This is a genomic window from Noviherbaspirillum humi (assembly GCF_900188095.1).
Classification (GTDB): Bacteria; Pseudomonadota; Gammaproteobacteria; order Burkholderiales; family Burkholderiaceae_D; genus Noviherbaspirillum; species Noviherbaspirillum humi.
Genome location: NZ_FZOT01000010.1, coordinates 96,126 through 111,999, shown reverse-complemented (window position 1 = coordinate 111,999; position 15,874 = coordinate 96,126). Strand labels below are relative to the sequence as shown.

At 66.6% G+C, this 15,874-nt stretch carries 11 protein-coding genes; 6 read left to right on the top strand and 5 right to left on the bottom strand.

What is annotated here, in order from left to right:
• Positions 1–90: 90 nt before the first annotated feature.
• The gene (locus CHB88_RS15095) at positions 91–1,110 is read right to left on the bottom strand and encodes a Bug family tripartite tricarboxylate transporter substrate binding protein (RefSeq protein ID WP_089400160.1); all 1,020 of its coding nucleotides are present in this window, start codon (positions 1,108–1,110) and stop codon (positions 91–93) included.
• 241 nt (positions 1,111–1,351) lie between these two features.
• Between CHB88_RS15095 and CHB88_RS15090 the strand changes: the two genes are divergently transcribed.
• From CHB88_RS15090 to CHB88_RS15075, 4 genes are all read left to right on the top strand, one after another.
• A complete protein-coding gene (locus tag CHB88_RS15090; RefSeq protein ID WP_089400159.1) occupies positions 1,352–2,521 on the top strand; it encodes a zinc-dependent alcohol dehydrogenase in 1,170 nt (389 codons plus the stop codon).
• A gap of 23 nt (positions 2,522–2,544) precedes the next feature.
• Complete coding sequence (locus tag CHB88_RS15085) at positions 2,545–3,096, top strand: hypothetical protein (protein WP_217900179.1); 552 nt, start codon at positions 2,545–2,547, stop codon at positions 3,094–3,096.
• Between the two features lie 280 nt (positions 3,097–3,376).
• On the top strand, positions 3,377–3,964 hold the full coding sequence (locus CHB88_RS15080; protein WP_089400158.1) for a BPSL1445 family SYLF domain-containing lipoprotein: 588 nt from the start codon (positions 3,377–3,379) through the stop codon (positions 3,962–3,964).
• Positions 3,965–4,094: 130 nt separating this feature from the next.
• Positions 4,095–5,126 (top strand): sensor domain-containing diguanylate cyclase, encoded by a 1,032-nt coding sequence (locus CHB88_RS15075; RefSeq protein WP_143131307.1) that lies wholly within the window; start codon positions 4,095–4,097, stop codon positions 5,124–5,126.
• Between the two features lie 45 nt (positions 5,127–5,171).
• Here the strand turns inward: CHB88_RS15075 and CHB88_RS15070 are convergent, their stop codons facing one another.
• From CHB88_RS15070 to CHB88_RS15055, 4 genes are all read right to left on the bottom strand, one after another.
• Positions 5,172–8,336, bottom strand: a complete 3,165-nt coding sequence (locus CHB88_RS15070; protein WP_089400156.1) for an efflux RND transporter permease subunit — start codon at positions 8,334–8,336, stop codon at positions 5,172–5,174.
• A gap of 18 nt (positions 8,337–8,354) precedes the next feature.
• Positions 8,355–9,548, bottom strand: a complete 1,194-nt coding sequence (locus tag CHB88_RS15065; RefSeq protein ID WP_089400155.1) for an efflux RND transporter periplasmic adaptor subunit — start codon at positions 9,546–9,548, stop codon at positions 8,355–8,357.
• Between the two features lie 4 nt (positions 9,549–9,552).
• Complete coding sequence (locus tag CHB88_RS15060; protein WP_245844992.1) at positions 9,553–10,770, bottom strand: TolC family protein; 1,218 nt, start codon at positions 10,768–10,770, stop codon at positions 9,553–9,555.
• 380 nt (positions 10,771–11,150) lie between these two features.
• Positions 11,151–12,500, bottom strand: coding sequence for a N,N-dimethylformamidase beta subunit family domain-containing protein (locus tag CHB88_RS15055; RefSeq protein ID WP_089400153.1), 1,350 nt, complete (start codon positions 12,498–12,500; stop codon positions 11,151–11,153).
• Between the two features lie 700 nt (positions 12,501–13,200).
• Between CHB88_RS15055 and pabB the strand changes: the two genes are divergently transcribed.
• Positions 13,201–15,021: an aminodeoxychorismate synthase component I gene (pabB, locus tag CHB88_RS15045; RefSeq protein ID WP_089400151.1), complete on the top strand. Its 1,821-nt coding sequence runs from the start codon at positions 13,201–13,203 to the stop codon at positions 15,019–15,021.
• A 350-nt stretch (positions 15,022–15,371) separates the two neighbouring features.
• On the top strand, positions 15,372–15,872 hold the full coding sequence (locus tag CHB88_RS24595) for a hypothetical protein (protein ID WP_143131306.1): 501 nt from the start codon (positions 15,372–15,374) through the stop codon (positions 15,870–15,872).
• Positions 15,873–15,874: the final 2 nt, after the last annotated feature.

The following is a 15,874-nucleotide window of genomic DNA, read 5'->3' as shown; positions in this document are numbered from 1 at the left end:
GTGAATGAACTGAATGAACGAAAAACAGCGGTAGTAAAACATTAAATCGGAGATCGTGCAGGCCGCGCCGGCGCGGAAGCCGCCCGACCCTCAATCCGCCTTCAGCTTCATCTCCCGCAGCAGCGCCGTCCAGCGTTCGGTATCGCGCCGGATCAGCGCCGTGGTTTCGGCTGGCGTCAGCTGCAGGGGTCGGCCGCCGCTGGCCTTCCAGCGCTCGATCACGTCCGGCATGGCCATCACCTTGGCGAATTCGGCCTGCAGGCGCTGCACCACCGGCGCCGGCACGCCGGCCGGCGCGAACAGGCCGAACCAGCTTTCCATGTCGAGGTTGGCCACGCCGGTCTCGGCGACCGAGGGCACGTCGGGCAGCGAGGGCTGGCGCTCGCGGGACGACACTGCCAGCGGCTTGGCGCGGCCGCCCTCGATCTGGGTGCGAGCGGTGGGCGTGATGTCGAAGAACAGGTCGACCCGGCCGGCGAGCACATCCTGGTAGGCGGCCTGCGCGCCCTTGTAGGGGATGTGCAGCCAGTTGACGCCGGCGAGGTGGGCGGTAGCCGCGGCGGCCACATGCTGGCCGGAGCCGTTGCCGCCGGAGGCGTAGGAAATCTTGCCGGGATTGGCCTTCGAATACTGGATCAGCTCGCGCAGCGATTTCTGCGGCAGGTCCGACCGCGCCACCAGAGTATAGGAATAGGCGACCGCCAGTCCGATCGGCGTGAAGTCATGCAGCGGATCGTAGGACAGCTTGGCGTACATGCCGGGATTGAGGGCGATGTTGGACAGCGCTCCGAGCAGCAGGGTATAGCCGTCCGGCGCGGCCTTGGCCGCATAGTCGGTGCCGACCAGGGTGCCGGAGCCGGGCTTGTTCTCGACGATGACCGGCTGGCCGAGCAGCGGGCCGAGCTTGTCGGCCAGCAGGCGCGCGGTGTTGTCGAAGCCGCCGCCAGGCGGCTGCGGCACGATGATGCGAATCGATTTGGCGGGCCAGGCGGTCTGGGCGCCGGCGGCCAGCGGCAGCGCCGCAGCCAGCGCCGCGACTGCCAGCATGGCGCGCCGCCTGCCGGCCAGCGCCGGCGCATCGGGGATGGTGCGGTGTTCTACGGTGGGCATGTCGTCTCCTCGTCTGATGGATGGAAATGTTTTTTTTCTTCAATCATAAGGCATGGGTGGCGCATGCGCTGCGCCGCGGCGGAGACTTTTCCTTTCGACGCCGGCATCGGTCCGCTCCTGCCGGCGGCAAAGATTGCGCTTCGGCGAAAACCTTTTTGCGCGGCGGTGTCTGAATCAGGACGTTGGCAAACAATCATTGCCCTCTTCTTGCCCTTCGTCATCGATTCAACAGGAGAAGCTTATGCTGGCCATGAACTACCGAGGACCCTATCGCGTGCGCGCGGATTACAAGCCCGATCCGGAGATCGAGCATCCGAACGACGCCATCATCCGCGTGACCCGTTCCTGCATCTGCGGGTCGGACCTGCACCTGTACCACGGCCTGGTGCCGGACACACGGGTGGGAATGACCTTCGGCCACGAGTTCACCGGCATCGTCGAGGCGGTCGGTCCCTCGGTGCAGAACCTGAAGGTGGGCGACCATGTGCTGGTGCCCTTCAACATCTTCTGCGGCTCCTGCTTCTTCTGCCAGAAGGAGCTGTACGGCAACTGCCACAACACCAACTCGCAGGCCACGGCGGTGGGCGCCATCTATGGCTACTCCCACACCGCCGGCGGCTACGACGGCGGCCAGGCGGAACTGGTGCGGGTGCCGATGGCCGATGTCGGCCCGACGGTGATTCCCAAGGACCTCGACGTGGACGATGCGGTGCTGCTGACCGACGCCCTGCCCACCGGCTACCAGGCCGCCGAGATGGGCGGCATCGAGCAGGGCGATACGGTGGTGGTGTTCGGCGCCGGGCCGGTCGGCATCTTCGCCGCCAAGTCGGCCTGGCTGATGGGCGCCGGCCGGGTGATCGTGGTCGACCATGTCGAGTACCGGCTGGAGTTCGTGAAGAACTACGCCCAGTGCGAGGTGGTGAACTTCCGCGAGGTGAACGACATGGCGGAGCACATCAAGAAGATGACCGACTGGCTCGGCGCCGATGTCTGCATCGACGCGGTTGGCGGCGAAGCGGCGGGCAACGCCTTGCAGCACCTCACCGGCCGCTACCTGAAGCTGCAGGCCGGTTCCGCCACCGTCCTGCACTGGGCGATCAATTCGGTGCGCAAGGGCGGCACGGTGTCCATCGTCGGCGTGTACGGACCCACCTTCAACGCGGTGCCGATCGGCAATGCGCTCAACAAGGGCCTCACGCTGCGCATGAACCAGGCCAGCGTCAAGCGCCACCTGCCGCGCCTGATCGAGCACATCCAGGCCGGGCGCCTCGATCCGAAGCAGATCATCACCCACCGCGTGCCGCTGGAGGAAGTGTCGGATGCGTATCACATCTTCTCCAGCAAGCTGGATGACTGCATCAAGACGATCCTGGTGCCGCCCAACGTGCCGAATCTCGCGCTGGTCCACTGAACCCTGTCGAAAGGAATCCCACCATGCAGCAAGGACATGATGAACACTCCGGCCACGACCATGTCGGCTCGGTGACGCCGGCCGAACATCAGGCGCGCCAGCAGCGCGAACATTCCCACATCGTCGGCTGGGGCGCCGACCTCGACCACCGCAACCGGCCGGCCTATCCGATGGAACGCACGCCGCCGCGCCTGGAAGGCGTGCACTGGACCGAGCCGGAACCGCAGCCGGTGCACATGAAGGTGTTCCACTCCACCGAGCGGCCCGGCATCACGCCGGTGTTCGGCACCAGCTCGCCGCCCAGTGGGCTCTCCGGCATGATGCGCGACTTCGCCTTCCGCCTGAGCGAGAACGACATCCGCCACTGGCTGATCCTGCTGCTGGCGGACCGGGTCAACATGGTGGAAGGCATAGGCCAGGACCTGATGCGCGGCCACGTGCCGAACATCTTCGCCGAGATGGGCATCAAGGCCGAGTTCAGGCACAACCCGGCCGGCCTGGCGCGCAAGGTGGCGGTAGCCTCGGCGGTGGTCGGGCTCGGCTACTACCTGCTGCAGCGCCGCCGCACGCGCTGATGCCATGCGTCAAATCAATCGGCGCTTTGCTTGACCCACGTTAAGCAGGCGCCGGCACTCGCCCGATTTTGCAAGGTCGAAGGACAGGATAAATGGCGTCGCCGAAGAGTGCTGCAACTCGCTCCCACGGCGCCAGCCAAGGTCATGAACGATCCGATTCCGGCCCGGCCGGCCTGAAGTCTGCGCGCATTCCACGCCGGCGGACGGCCTGGTCGCGGCCGGAAAGACGGTTGCGAGGAGTCACCCGGTTTCACCCTTATCCACTTTTCCGGAGATAGCCATGCAAAGACGACAGTTCGTTATCGCTACCGCGGCCGGCGCCGCCGCCTCAATGCTGCTGGGCGCCTGCGGCACCACCGCCACCACCAGCGTCAGCAAGGGCGATGATCCCACCGCACGGCGGCGCGACATCAACACCAACGCCAGCAACGCGCTCAGCCGGCTGTACAGCAGCACTCCGGGCGCGCGCGACCTGGTGAGCAAGGCGCGGGGCGTGCTGGTGTTCCCGTCGGTGATCGCGGCCGGCCTCGGCGTCGGCGGCCAATATGGCGATGGCGTGCTGCAGGTCAGCGGAGCACCGGTGGACTATTACAACCTGGCGTCGGTATCGGTCGGTCTGCAGATCGGCGCTCAGTCCAAGGCGATCATGTTCCTCTTCATGACCCAGGACGCGCTCGACAAATTCCGCGCCAGCGAAGGCTGGTCGGTCGGTGCCGATGCGTCGGTGGCGGTACTGCGCGCCGGCGCCAATGGCGCCATCGATATCAACACCGTGCAGGGTCCGGTGGTGGCTTTCGTGCTGACCAATGCCGGCCTGATGGCGAACCTGACGCTCGAAGGCACCAAGATCACCAAGCTGAAATCCTGACGCCGCGGCGGGCGGCGGCAGGCCGGCAAGCCGCATGTCGGGGTTCCACTACAGGCTGTCGATCAAGAAGGACAGCAGCTTCCGGGTAGCCGCGACATACCGGCCTGCGGGGATTTGAAATACTTTTGGCGTGCCGGCGGGAATCCGCGCCGGCACGCCCCGCAACCACCCGCCACGCCACATGGATGCCGCCTCGCCCCTTGCCGCCACACCTGTTTCCAACAAGCCTTTCGCCACGCTGGAAGAATCGCTCGACGCACTGGTCAGATGCCTGTCGCTGATCGCTCCCATGAAGCACTGGATGGTCACCCGATTGAGCGGTGACGACTGGAGCATCCTGCACGCCGGCGGCGAACAGCGGGAAATCGCCCGTGGGATGGTGCTGCGCTGGTCGGACAGTTTCTGTTCGCGCATGATGCAAGGCCTGGGGCCGCGCTTCGCCGCCGACGCGCAGGCGGTTGCCGCCTACCGCGAGGCGCCGATCGGCCGGGCGATGCGCATCGGCGCCTATGTCGGGCAGCCGCTCACCGCCGACGACGGCACGCTGCTCGGCACGCTCTGCGGCGTGGATCCGGAAGCGAAGCCCGATTTTTCAACAGCGCAGCGAGAATTGATCCAGTCGCTGACGCGCACCATGAGCACCCTGCTCTCGGTATGGATGCAGAACGAGCGGGCGCGCCAGTCGGAGGCGCGGCTGCGCCTGCTGGCCGAGACCGACGCGCTGACCGGCGTCGCCAACCGCCATGGCTGGGAGGCGCTGATGCGGGAAGAAGAAGAGGCCTTGAACCGCCTCAGCGAGAACGCGCTGGTGATGGTGATCGACCTGGACGGACTGAAGCAGCGCAACGACACGCTCGGGCACCGCGAAGGCGACCGCTATATCGTCAGCGCCGCGCGGGAATTGGTGCAAGCCACGCGGGAAGAGGACATGGTGGCGCGCATCGGCGGGGACGAGTTCGCGGTATTCGTGCGCGGCGCCACGCGCGAGCAAGGGCCGCTGATGCATGAGCGCATCCGGCAAGCCTTCCGCCGCGCCGGCATCAAGGCCTCGATTGGCTACGCCTCGCGCCTTGCGCATGGCAGCCTGAACGAAGCGCTGCATGCGGCGGACGCCTCGATGTACCGCGACAAGGCCGGGCGCAAGGCTGACTGCGCCGCCTGAGCGGCTTCCGGGAAGGCGGCGCGGCCTGGTTCGGCCGGCGCCGCGTCAGGCCGCGTTCGCCGAAGAGGCGCTGCGCTGCGGCGGCGGGACCGGCGGCGTTTCCGGGTCCGGGGTGCGGACGTCATCGAACCACCGGTACAGCGCCGGCACCACCACCAGGGTCAGCAAGGTGGAAGACACCAGCCCGCCGATCACCACGATGGCCAGCGGCCGCTGCACTTCCGAGCCCGGACCCGTGGAGAACAGGAAGGGAATCAGGCCGAGCATGGCGACGGTGGCGGTCATCATCACCGGCCGGAAGCGCGAGACGGCACCCTGCCGCACCGCCTCCCGCAGCGGCACGCCGTCGCGGCGCAGGGTGCGGATGCAGGTCACCAGCACCACGCCATTGAGCACCGCGATGCCCCACAGCGCGATGAAGCCGACCGAGGCGGGAATGGATAAATACTCCCCGGCGACGAACAGGCCGACGATGCCGCCGATGGAGGCGAAGGGCAGCACCATGATGATCAGCGACGCCAGCTTGATGGAGCCGAACAGCAGGAACAGCAGGAACAGGATGGCGCCGACGGTCACCGGCACGATCACGCCGAGGTGGCCGAGCGCCCGCTCCATGTTCTGGAACTGGCCGCCCCACTCCAGTCGGTAGCCTTCCGGCAGCTGCACCTTCTGGCCCACCGCCTGCTGCAGCTCCGCCACGAAGCCGCCGAGGTCGCGCTCGCGCACGTTGACGCCGACCACGATGCGCCGTTGCGCCGCCTCGCGCGAAATCTGCGCCGGGCCGTCGTGCACCCGGATGTCGGCCACGCTGCCCAGGGTCGCCGAAGCGCCGGAGGGCGTAGTCACCAGCTGGCTGCGGATCGCCTCGAGATTGTTGCGGAAGCCTTCCGGCATGCGCACCACCGCGTTGTAGCGGCGCGTGCCCTCGTAGACCTCGGTGGCCACCTTGCCGCCGATGGCGGTCTCGATGATGTCGTGCACGTCGGCGACATTGATGCCGAGCCGGGCGATGGCCTGGCGGTTGATGTCGATCGACAGGTATTGCTGTCCGGCGATCTGCTCCACCCGCAGGTCGTAGGCGCCGCGCACGCCTTGCGCCACCCGGGCGATCTCGTCCGCCTTCTTCTTCAGCAGGTCCAGGTCTTCGCCGAACACCTTCACCGCGACGTCGGAGCGCACCCCGGTCACCATCTCGTCCACCCTGTCCGAGATCGGTTGGGCCATCACGATCTGCACGCCCGGCAGCTGCAGCAGCTTCTTGCGGATGGCGTCGGCGATGTCGTCCTGGTTCCAGCCGTCCGGCCACTCGTCGCGCGGCTTCAGGCTGACGATGGGCGTGGATTCGTTCTGCGCCTGCGGGTCGGCCGGCGACTCGCCGCGGCCGACGCCGGACACCGCCGACTTCACGCCCGGAACCGTCATCACCAGCGCCATGGCCTGCTGCTCCATCTTGATGGATTCGTCCAGCGAGATGTTGGGCACGCGGTTGATGCCGGGCACGATGGAGCCTTCCTTCATCTCGGGGATGAAGGCGGTGCCGAGCAGCGGCACGAGGGCGAGCGAGACGGCAAACGCCGCCACCGCGCCGCCTATGGTCTTCTTCGGATTGGCGAGCGCCGCCGACAGCAGGCGCAGGTAGGGCTTCTTCAGGATCGCGATCAGCTTCGTGTCGTGATCGCCGCCGCCCGGCTTGGCTTTCAGCAGGTAGGAGGACAGCACCGGCGTCAGCGTCAGCGACAGCACCAGCGAAATGAACAGCGCGATGGCGATGGTATAGGCCAGCGGCGCGAACATCTTGCCTTCGATGCCGGTAAGCGTCATCAGCGGCAGGAACACCAGGATGATGATGCTGATGCCGAAGATGACCGGCGTCGCCACTTCCTTGACCGCGCCGAGGATGATGCGCACCCGGCTGCGGCTCAGGGTCGGCTGGCCGAGATGCACGTGGGCGTTCTCCACCACCACCGCCGGTCCGTCCACCATCAGGCCGATGGCGATCGCCAGGCCGCCGAGCGACATGAGATTGGCCGACAGGCCGACATGGTTCATCACCATGAAGGTCGCCAGCGGCGTCAGCACCAGGGTGCCCACCACCGCGAGCGAGGAGCGGACATCACCGAGAAACAGGAACAGCACGATCACCACCAGCACCACGCCCTCGATCAGCACCTTGGTGACGGTATCGAGCGCCGCGTCCACCAGTTCCGAGCGGTCGTAATACGGCACGATCTTCAGGTCTTCCGGAATCATGCCCTTGGCATTGATTTCGGCCACCCGCTCCTGGATGCGCGACACCACTTCCTTCGCATTGCCGCCCCGCAGCATCATCACCACGCCGCCGACCGATTCCGTCACGCCGTTCTTCAGCAGCGCGCCGGCCCGCACCTCATGGCCGATCTCGACCTGGGCCACGTCCTTGACGGTGACCGGCACGCCGCCGCTTTCCTTGAGGACGATGTCCTTGATGTCGTCCAGGCTCTTGATCAAGCCCAGTCCGCGGATCAGGTACTGTTCGGCGAACTGCGGCAGCACGCCGCCGCCGGAGTTGGCGTTGTTCAGCGCCAGCGAGCGGTATACCTGCTGCAGCGACAGGCCGTAATGGCGCAGGCGGTCCGGGTTCACCAGCACCTGGTACTGCTTCACATAGCCGCCCTGGGAATTGATCTCGGCCACGCCCGGGATGGAGCGCAGCAGCGGCCGCACCACCCAATCCTGGATGTTGCGGCGCCGGGTCAGTTCGTCCACCGTCAGCGCGCGCTCGCCGTCATCGGCGCGTTCCAGGGTGTACTGGTAGACCTCGCCGAGGCCGGTTGAGACCGGGCCGAGTACCGGCGTGATGCCTTCCGGCAGACGCTGGCGGGACTCGATCAGCCGCTCCATCACCAGCTGCCGCGCAAAATAGACATCGGTCTCGTCGGTGAACACCAGGGTGATGAGCGACAGGCCCGGCTTGTTCAGCGAGCGGATCTCGGTCATGGCGGGCAGACCGGTCATGGCGATCTCGATCGGCGCCGTCACCAGGCGCTCCACTTCCTCCGGCGAGCGGCCGGCGGCTTCGGTGGCGATCTGCACCTGGACGTTGGTGACATCAGGGAAGGCGTCGACCGAGAGCTTCTGCGCCGCGCGCAGCCCGAACACCAGGAGGATGAGGGCAAGGACGAGCACCACCAGGCGCTGCGCCAGCGCGCCGCGTATCAGGGATTCAATCATGGCTGTTCCGGTCTGAGGTTATTGTTCGCCCATCTGCATGCGCTTGCGCTCATTGTTCAGGTGGAAGGCGCCCTCGGCGACGATGCGGTCGCCGTCTTTCAGGCCCGATTCCACCGGACGCATGCCGGCATGCTCGGGCCCGAGCTTGACCTTCACCAGCCGGAAGCGGCGCTCGCCCTGGTCCTGCAGCACGTGGTCTTCGTCGTTCTCGCGCAGCACCGCGCTGGCCGGCACCGCCAGCTTCTGCTCCGGCCGGCTTTCGATCAGCATGGTGGCCAGCATCTCCGGCTTCAGGCGCCGTTCGGGATTGGCCAGCTCGGTGCGCACGGTGACCGTGCGCTGCTCCGGGTCGACGGTGTCGCCGACATAAACCAGCTTGCCTTCCAGCTTTTCATTGCCCAGCGCCGGCACCTCGATGGTCACGCGCTGGCCGACCTGCACCTTGCTGATCTGCTGCTCGGGCACCTGGGCCACCGCCCAGACATGCGACAGGTCGGCGATGGTGAACAGGGCGTCGGCCGGCTGGATCACCTGCCCGAGCGCCAGCCGGCGCTCCACCACTACACCCGGCGCGGTGGCGAAGACCTGGGATACCGAGTTGATGGCGCCGCTCTTGCCCATGGCTTCGATGGCGCGCGGCGTCATGCCCTGCACCCGGAGCTGGTCGGCAGCGGCCCGCTTCTCCGCCTCGGCGATCGCCAGCTCGCTCTGCCGCTTCTGCAGTTCCGCTTCGCCGATCACGCCGGCCGAGAGCAGCAACTGCGCCCGCTCGACATTGCGCTTGTGCAGATCGGCCTGGGCGCGGGCGCGCAGATACGCTAGCTGGGACGTGCCGAGCTCGGTGCTGTGCAGCTGCGCCAGCAGGTCGCCAGCCTTCACCGGCTGCCCCAGCGTGGCATGCAGGTCGGTGACGCGGCCGATGACGTTGGCGCCGATGCGGGCCATGCGCTGCTCGTCGAATTCGATGCGTCCGGCGATGCGCAAGGTCTGGGTGATGGGCAGGCTGCCGACCGGCGAAACGCCGATCTGGCGCATCATTTCCTCGGTGGCGCTCACCAGCGCCGGGTCGGCGGCGGGCTTCGCGGCCGGCGCGGCTTGCGCAGCGCCGGGGCCGGCATCGTCGCAGCCGGCGAGCAGAAAGGCGGACATCAGCAGGGCCGTCAAGGCGGAGACGGTACGGCGCGGGGATGCGGAAAATGGGAAGCGTGTCATGTTCTTATTCCTGATGCAGGGTTTGGATGTCGACCATCGCCGCCTGGACTTCGTAGCGGGCCGCGATCAGTTCATTGCGTGCATTGCGGAACACCCGCTGCGCATCGAGGTAATCCAGGATGCCGCGCTCGCCGAAGCGGTAGGCGGCCTCGGCCACGCGCAGCGCTTCCTCCGCCTGGCGCAGGATGCCGGACTCCAGCGCCGCCACCTGGTTGCGGCTGATCTGATACTGGCGGTAGGCCGCTTCCAGGTTCTGCCGCAGCGCGAATTCGCTCTGGCTCTGCTCATATTGCAGGCGCGACAGCTGGGCGCCTGCCTCGGCCACCGGCCCCTGGCGCCGGTCCCAGATCGGGATGCTCACCACCAGGCCGACGCGGGAGCCGCGCACTTCCGGGTCCTGGTCGTAGCCGGCGCGCACCGCCACCGCCGGCAAGCGCAGGCTGCGTTCCAGCCGTACCTGCTCGCGGGCGCGGGCCGTCAGCGCCCGCACCTGGGCCAGGTCGGCATTGTTCGCCAGCGCCTGCCGCTGCAAGGCTTCCAGCGGCGGCAGCTCCGGCAGCTCGGGCGTTTCGGCGGCCAGCTCGAACTGCGCCGGCAGGTCGGCGCCGACGGCATTGCGCAGCAGGGCGCGGGCGGTTTCCACCCGCAGCCGGGCGGCTTCCATCGATTTCTGCGCGTTCAGGAATTCGGCATCGGCCTTGATGGCGTCGTAGCGCGGCGCCTCGCCGGTATTCACCCGCACCGTGACCCGCTCCAGGATCTGGGCCGAGGTGCGCATGTCCTCGACGGCGGTGCCGAATTCCGCCTGGCGCCGGCGCAGCTCGTGGTAGTGCAGCTTGATGCGGCGCAGCTGGTCGCGCTCCACGGTACGCAGCTGCGCCTGCTCCGCCGTGACGAAGGCGCCGGCGGCATCGATGCGCGCGGCGCGCTGCGGCGGCAGGTCGAGGCGCTGCGTCAGCGACAGGCTCTGGACGCTGCCGGCGGGCGCTCCCGGCAGCCTCGCCCGCTGGCGGCCGCCGTTCCATTCCACCTCCGGCTTGGGCAGTGCCCTGGCCGTTTCGACCGCCGCACGCGCGGCATTCACCTGCTCGCGGGCAGCCTGCAGGCGCGGATGCTGCTGCATGGCCATGTCGACGAGCTGCTGCAGGGTGTAGACCGGCTCGGCATGGAGGGATGGCAGGGCGCAGCACAGGCTGAGGAGGACAAGGAAGGCGGAAAGCAAGCGGCGCGCGGATGACGGCCGGGATCGGACAAGGTGTTGACTATTCGGCATTTGTTCTAGACAAGGTCTGCGAGGGAGGTCGGAAATTTAACATCGGGCAAACCGCTGGAAAATCGCCGTTTCTTTGATGCTTACTTCTGAAAAACCGAAGTAAATCAAATATAACCTTCCGGAAAAAGGAAAAGCCGGCGCTTGCCGGCTTGCAACTGAACGTCATTGTACGGGATTTGTCAGCTTCTTGTCAGGAACGGTCAGATCGGAAGGTAACGAGGCATGGCTTGGGCAAGAGGCCTTTTGGGGCAGAAAAATCGTTCTTGAGAAGGAAAGGAAGGACGCTTTTTCCGATGCATGGCGTTCCTTCCTTCATTTCTGCCGCGACTTCAGTTCACGAAGCGGTTCAGCACATTGCGCGTCATCTGCTGCACCGCCGGATTCACGCGGTCGGCACGCTCGCCGAAGTCGTCCAGGCCCCAGTTCCACTGCATGGAGCCGGTGGCGAACACGCCGGCGCCGCTGCCATGGGTGTAGTAGGTCATGTTCGCATAGCGGCGTTCGGTGCCGACCATGTAGGGCGAGGCGGCGATGACGGTGATGCCGGCCGGCGAAGAGGCGTCGACCCGGTCCACTTCGTAGCCGAGCAATCCCTTCAGCACCGAGCCGGCCTGCAGCCCGGTCTGGCGGCAGATCCAGGCCAGGCTGGTGCAGTCGGAGATCACCATGTCGAGGTCAACCGAGTTGTAGTCGTACATGACGCCGATGAGCGATGCCTCCGGCCGGTTCACCGGCGCGCCGCGGAACAGGTAGGTGGCTTCCGCGGGATTGCTGTTGTACTGCGGATCGAGGCTGGGCGCGCTGAACTTGTAGGCGACCATGTTGCGCCGCGGACGACCATCGAACTGGCCGGGCTCCAGCCGTACCTGCCAGTAGCCGTTGTTGGCTCCAAGGAAGGCAAGGTGCACGCCGGCATTGCGGGCCGACTCGATCGAATCGCGCATGCCGCGGGTCCAGTATTCGTCGTGGCCCACCGAGAGAAAAGCCTTGTGCTGACGCAGGCTCATCGGCAGCGTTTCGGTGTCGATGTTGGTGGCATAGGCGAGGTCATAGCCTTCCCGCTCGAGGAAGCGCAGGGCCTTGGCTTCCCAGCTGAAGAAGTCGCCGGCCCCCTTGCCGCTGCTCGGGCGCTGCAGGTTGAGATAAGGCCGATTGAAGGAAACCTTGTACGCGGCGACGCCGCCGATACTGCCCTCGCCGTAGATGCTGTAGCCGCCGTAGTAGTTGTAGGCGGCGTAGGTGGTCACGCTCTGCTGGAACAGCAGCGCCGTGCTGCGGTTGTCGTCGCGCACGGTGAAGATGATGTAGCTCTGCTTGCCGCTGGAGCCGGTGAGCTTGGCGAGATAGATGCCGCTGGCCCAGTCGGTCGGATCGGCGGTGTTGTGCGGGACCGAAAGCACGTAGGGATTGGTCCAGTTGCACTCCACCAGACGCACGCTGGCGTCGAGCGCACAGGCGGGCTGGCGCGATCCGCTTCGCGTGATCGGGCCGGCGACCCGCCGGCCGCCGGCGCCTCCGTACCAGCCCATGCGATAGATGGTGATGGTGTAGCTGGGATCGACGGTGTTGACGTACAGATTGATCGACTCGCCGCGATTGATGCTGGTGGCCGAGGCATAGCCTTCGATCTCGTGCTGGCTGGCGTAGTTCGCGTCGCTGATGAACCAGTCGCTGCTCACGCCCTGCGCCGCAGTCTTCGCGTTTTCACGCTGGATGACGTTGAGCGTCGGTGATGGAGTCGGGGTTGGCGTCGGTGCTGGTGCTGGCGTCGGGGTTGGCGCTGGCGCTGGTGCTGGAGTCGGCGCCGGCACGGGCGCCGGAACCGGTGCAGGAGCTGGCGCCGGCGCGGGCGTCGGGCTGGGCGTCGCCGACCGTACCGTGTCGGCTGCGGTCGTGCTGCTGCCTCCGCCGCCGCCTCCACAGGCTGAAAGCGAAGCGCAGATCAGGACGAGAGCGAGTCTGGACGGCGTCGAGGGCATGGCGGGCTATCCTTCCTTAGACCAATAGTTTGTAAATTTGAAACACACTCATTCTTGCGGTGCACAAGATTGGCTCGCTGACATACCTCAGGCTTTGCGCGCATCGGCGAAGGTTGTTGAAGACAGGTTGACCGGCGGCAGACCGAATTACATTGGGGCAATGCACTTCGTGGCATCTGCGCCAACGCTGGCCGCCCAAAATGCCTTCCTGGTCGGGGTTGCGCCGGTGGTGTGTTGATCGATGGATCACGCCGGCTCGTTCGTCCTGGCGGTGAGAGGGAGCGCTGCTGTGGGGCGCCTGGACGGAAGCGGCGTTCGGCCTCGGCACGGCGGCCGCGGTCGGCCAAGCCCGCTGCCTTATAATGTGCGCCCTTCGATTTTCCGCTTCCACTCGCTACGCATGGACTGCTTCGCCCTGCTCGACGATGCCACCGCCGACGACCGGCATCGCCGCTCCCGCTTGTACACCGGCTTCGCCGGCGAACTGGTGTGCGCGAGCGCCCGGGACCTGCCGCATGTGCTGCAGGCGATGCAGCAAGCCTTGCAGGCAGGCCGGCATGCGCTCGGCTTGTTCAGCTACGAACTCGGCGCGGACATGCTTGGCATCGCGGCCAGGGCGAACATCAGCGTACCGCCGGCGCGCATACTCCTGTTCGATGGCTGCCGCCGCCTGTGCTCAACCGAAGCCATGCAATGGCTCGACGAAGAGGCAGGCCAAGGGCCTGCCGGCATCCTCGCGGCGAAAGAGAGCGTCGACGAAGCGCAGTTCGCACAGGCCATCGCCCGCATTCGCGCCTACATCGAAGCCGGCGACACCTACCAGGTGAACTACACCTATCGCCTGCGCTTTGATGCCTACGGCGCGCCGCTCGCACTTTACCGGCGCCTGCGCCAACGCCAGCCGGTTCCCTACGGCGCCTTCATCGCCCTGCCCGATGGCGGCGCGGTGCTGTCGCTGTCACCCGAACTATTCATCGCGCACGAGGAGGGCCGCCTCACCGCCCGGCCGATGAAGGGCACCGCGCCGGCCAGCGGCGACGCGGCGGCAGATGCGGCGCGTGCCGAAGCGCTTGCGGCGGATGCGAAGAACCGCGCCGAGAACCTGATGATCGTCGACCTGCTGCGCAACGATGTCGGGCGGGTCGCCGTCACCGGCAGCGTGCGCGTGCCGCATCTGTTCAAGGTCGAGCATTACCGCAGTGTGCTGCAGATGACCTCCACCATCCAGGCCGAACTGAGAAGCGACGCCACGCTGCAGGATGTCTTCGCGGCGCTGTATCCCTGCGGCTCCATCACCGGCGCGCCGAAGCGCCGCACCATGCAAATCATCCGCGAATTGGAGCCGGATGCGCGCGGCTGGTACACCGGGAGCCTGGGCTGGTTCGACGCGGCGCCGTCGCCGCGCCGCAGCGGCGACTTCTGCCTGTCGGTGCCGATACGCACGCTGACGCTCTCGCCGCCGAAGCAAGACGGCCTGCGCCGCGGCGAGCTCGGCATCGGCGCCGGCATCGTGCATGACAGCGATGCGCTCACCGAACTTGCGGAGTGCCGCCTGAAGGCGGCTTTTCTCACGCAGCTCGGGGATGAATTCGAACTGATCGAAACGATACACGCGCAGCGCGGGGAAGGCTGCCGCCATCTCGCTCTGCACCTCGGCCGGCTGGCGCAGTCCGCCGCCTGCTTCGGTTTCCGCTTCGACCGCAACGCAGTTCAGGCGCGCCTGCAGCAGGCATGCGCCGAGCTGCCGGACGACAGGCCGCACCGGTTGCGCCTTGCCTTGTCTGCGCAGGGCGCGGTATCGCTGCAGAGCGCGCCGCTGACGCCGCTGGCCGCGCCGGTGAAGGTGATGCTGGCGAAAGCGCCGGTCGATCTGCCGCCGCTTTTCCTGCGCCACAAGACCACGGTGCGCGCGCCCTACGATGCCGCCTGGCGCGAGGCCGAAGCGCATGGCGCATTCGACCAGCTGTTCTTCAACACCCGCGGCGAGCTGACCGAGGGTGGGCGCAGCAACCTCTTCCTGAAGCTCGATGGCCGCTGGTATACGCCGCCGTTGCAGGCCGGCCTGCTGCCCGGCGTGATGCGCCAGGCTTTGCTGGCCGATCCGGCATGGGCTGCGCGCGAAAGGACGCTCACCCTCGAGGACCTGCGCCGGGCCGAACGCATCGTGGTCTGCAACGCCCTGCGCGGCGCGCTCGATGCCATGCTGATCGACGCGCGCTGAGCAGCCCTTCCCGTCCAAGCGGCCGCTCCTGTCGGCGCCGGAAGAATTGGCTTGGGCCAATGGCGGCGCGCATTGCCAGGGAAGCGCGCACGTCGGCGTTTCGGGCCACTGCCAGGATCGGCTGTTTCCAAATCGCCTTCTTCTCCGCTTGCGAGCGATCGTGCCGGTCGACGCCACCCGCTGCACAAGGATGCGGCCGCACGCTTCTCGTCTGCCGCAAATGGCAGCGGTGCGCCTGGCGGTGCCGGTAAGAACCGCGCCGCCCACTGCGCCACCATCGGCGGCTTCCTCGGCATCCGGGGGTTCTCTGTCCTCGACAACAGCCGTCGGGCCAGGCTCGACCGCGCGGGATGCAAGGCGCAGCGGGCCGCTCCGAGGCCGGCATCGGCGCCGCCCCGGTTCACTCACGGTCCCGCGACCTGTCGGCAGCCGAATGGTTCCGCCGCCATCCACCGCCTACGGCGCATTGCGCCCAGGGGGCTTTGTTTTTCAAGGGCCGCATTTTGCAAGCCTTTGCCCTTGCAAAGCACAGGCGCGGACCACATCTCCCACCGGCTGGCAAGCGCAAAATGCCCTGCCGATGCGAACCCGCACACGTTGTCGAATTCTCTTTGAACGGATTTGCGGAACCCCGCTATAATCGCGTTCCTTTTTTCTTCAGGCATTTTTATCGGCCTGATCAATCGTTAGCCAAGAAACAATACACGCGCATCTATTTGCTGACTGGTCATGTGAAGGCATGCTTTACGCATGCCTTCATGCATTTGCGGGAATCTTTTGCTGCATCCGACTCTCCATTTGCATCCGGCGGTTTCTTTCGACGTCCTGGAAATCGGCTGGCCCTGATCTGATG